A 2878-nucleotide genomic window follows, 5' to 3' on the forward strand; every position below is an offset into this window, starting at 1 on the left:
GTGTAAAGACGGCGAAAAAATCCCGGCTGAGGCGCCAGACAAAATTTTTTATGTCCAATTCAGCACGATAAAAGGGGAATAATCACGAGGGAAAGTACCACACGGACCGAAGCTGTCCGTGTGGCTGAAGAAGCAAAATCAGGCGTTAACTTTATCCAGCGGCCAGGACTCGAACAGATAGCCATCAAAGTCGATATCATCGACATTTGAAAATTCCAGCAGCCGTTGTTTGACGTTTTCCAGATGCTGCCACATTGCCAGCTTGGCCGCGCGGGCGTCCTTTTTAATTAACGCCGCCAGGATCTGCTTGTGGTCGACCATCCACTCTTTACGGTAATGAGTATCATCGAGGTGGCTATGAAGCTGGATCCACATCGGGTTGTTCTCACGCCACTGCCATGACTGGCGAAATAACTCCACCAGCATGCTGTTATGCGTGGCTTCCGCAATCGCCAGATGAAACTGCATATCACCGCTTTCTGATCCATTCGCTTCGCTGGAGGCCAGCTCACGCTCTTCCAGTTGCAACGCCTGACGCATTTTGACGATGTCTTCGCGAGTGGCCTGCAGCGCGGCAAATTCAGCGATGTTGCTTTCCAGCAACTGGCGCGCCTGCAGCAGTTCAAACGGACCGGCATCGTTGCAGTGATTTACATCCGTACTGTCGATACTCTGCGCATCCGCATTGTCGAGCACGTAGATTCCGGCGCCGCGACGCACGTCCACCAGTCCTTTAATTTCCAGCATGATTAATGCTTCGCGCACCACCGTACGAGTGACATTAAGCATCTCAGCAATTTCACGCTCCGGCGGCAAACGCTCACCGGGCTGGTACGGCGTCTGGACAATCAGATCGCGGATCATGGCACCCACTTCCTGGTAGGGTCTTTGTTGAGAAGTGTTCGATTTCATCGTGTTATGTCCGTCAGAAGCGTGTAATCAGATACGGTGAATAGGTATCGAACTATAGCATTTGCGGCAAGTCAAAAACAGAAAACGGGTCAACCAAATCAGTATTTTGATTGACCCGTCATAGTTCGGGGAATTAAGCGTCAGCGCTTAGCGCGGCAACACACTCACGCGCGCCCAGCTCGCACAGTTGTTGATACATGGCGATAACCGTCTCAACAAAGTCGGCGTTTTCCGCTAAATCATGGCCAAAAATCCCGCTCAGCCCCAGCAGCGCCGTCACACGTTCAGCTCCCTGGTACTGTTGGTTAATACGCTGGAATTCAGCCAGCATTGGGTCAACAACATCAATGGCCTGCCCCTGCTCATCCACGCCGTGGGTATAACGCATCCAGCCCGCGACGCCAAGCGCCAGGTGACGCCAGTCGCTGCCGTTTTGCAGGTGCAGACGCACCGGATCCAGCAGGCGCTGCGGCAGTTTCTGGCTGCCATCCATCGCAATTTGCCAGGTGCGGTGGCGCAGAGACGGGTTGCTAAAACGTTCGATCAGCAGCGTCGCATAGGCGTTGAGATCGGTGCCTTCCGGCATCGCCAGCGTCGGCGCCTGTTCCTGCATCATCAGCGCAAACGCCGCTTTGCGATACGCGGGATTGGTCATGGTATCGGCGATAGTTTCATACCCGCCAAGATAGCCCAGATACGCGAGGAAAGAGTGACTGCCGTTAAGCATGCGCAATTTCATCATTTCAAACGGCACCACATCGGCAACGAACTGCGCGCCGACTTTATCCCAGTCCGGGCGACCGTTGACGAAGTTGTCTTCAATCACCCACTGACGGAACGGCTCACAGGCGATAGCACATGGATCGTAAACGCCCAACTGGTCGGCAATTTCCTGCAACGTTTCTGGCGTCGCTGCCGGAACAATGCGGTCTACCATGGTGCATGGGAAGGTGGCGTTAGCTGCAATCCACTCCGCTAACTGCGGGTCGCGCGCCTGCGCCAGGCCCAGCACCGCGACTTTCGCCACATGACCATTTTCACGCACGTTATCGCAGGACATCACGGTAAAGGCCGCCAGCCCCTGCTCGCGACGCAGATGCAACGCCTGTACGATGTACCCAATCGCCGATTTCGGCGCGGTCGGGTTCGCCAGATCGTGCTTAATCAGTGGGTTATTGAGATCTAACTGGCCGCTGGCAGCGTCGGTGCAGTACCCTTTTTCCGTGACCGTCAGCGAGACAATCGCCGTCTGCGGGCGCGCCATGGCCTGTAAAATACCGTCGCAATCGTCAAGATCCGGGTGCAGCGCTTCTTTCATCGAGCCAATCACTTTCAGCACGGTGTTGTCCGCGCCCTTTTCCGCCACGGTATACAGCAGTTGCTGCTTGCGCAGATTTTCAATCAGTACGCAGTCGTTACCCGGCATCAGGTTAACTTCACAGATACCCCAGTCGCTGTCGGTGGTTTCTAAGAGATGGTGGGTGTACAGCGCCTGATGCGCGCGGTGAAAAGCACCGCATCCCAGGTGAACAATACGGGATTGCAGGCGAGAACTGTCCCACGCCGGACGCGCAACCGGCAGGTTGCTACTGGCAATTGTCGTTGTCATCGTGAACTCCAGAAGCCGTTGGAATACCAACGGAAGAGAAAAGGAAAAAGCCGGCCAGACAGGTGACCGGCAAATCTGCTTTAACGGCTGAAGAAAGCGCGCTGGATAGCCATTTCAACACCACGCACTTCCGCCAGCCCTTTCAGGCGACCAATCGCGGAGTAACCGGGGTTGGTTTTCTTTTTCAGATCGTCAAGCATCTGATGACCGTGATCCGGTCGCATGGGGATCAGATCCTCTTTGCCCTCAGCTTTACGACGTTGCTCTTCTTCGACGATCGCTTTCACCACTTCGTACATGTCAACGTCGCCGTTAAGATGCGCCGCTTCATGGAAGGTTTTCGGGTTATCTTCACGC

Annotated in this window: 3 protein-coding genes; all 3 read right to left on the reverse strand. The window is 54.8% G+C overall.

Going from position 1 to position 2878, the window contains the following annotated elements; translation table 11 throughout:
- Positions 1-138 precede the first annotated feature (138 nt).
- On the reverse strand, positions 139-912 hold the full coding sequence (uxuR, locus tag KQJ18_RS23110; RefSeq protein ID WP_216422855.1) for a Uxu operon transcriptional regulator: 774 nt from the start codon (positions 910-912) through the stop codon (positions 139-141).
- A 133-nt stretch (positions 913-1045) separates the two neighbouring features.
- Positions 1046-2521 (reverse strand): fructuronate reductase, encoded by a 1476-nt coding sequence (locus KQJ18_RS23115; protein ID WP_204525608.1) that lies wholly within the window; start codon positions 2519-2521, stop codon positions 1046-1048.
- 80 nt (positions 2522-2601) lie between these two features.
- The coding region (locus tag KQJ18_RS23120; RefSeq protein ID WP_216422856.1) for a mannonate dehydratase at positions 2602-2878 on the reverse strand (277 nt) is incomplete at its 5' end.

Origin of the sequence: Citrobacter sp. S55_ASV_140, assembly GCF_018919505.1 — a bacterium.
Classification (GTDB): domain Bacteria; phylum Pseudomonadota; class Gammaproteobacteria; order Enterobacterales; family Enterobacteriaceae; genus Citrobacter; species Citrobacter werkmanii.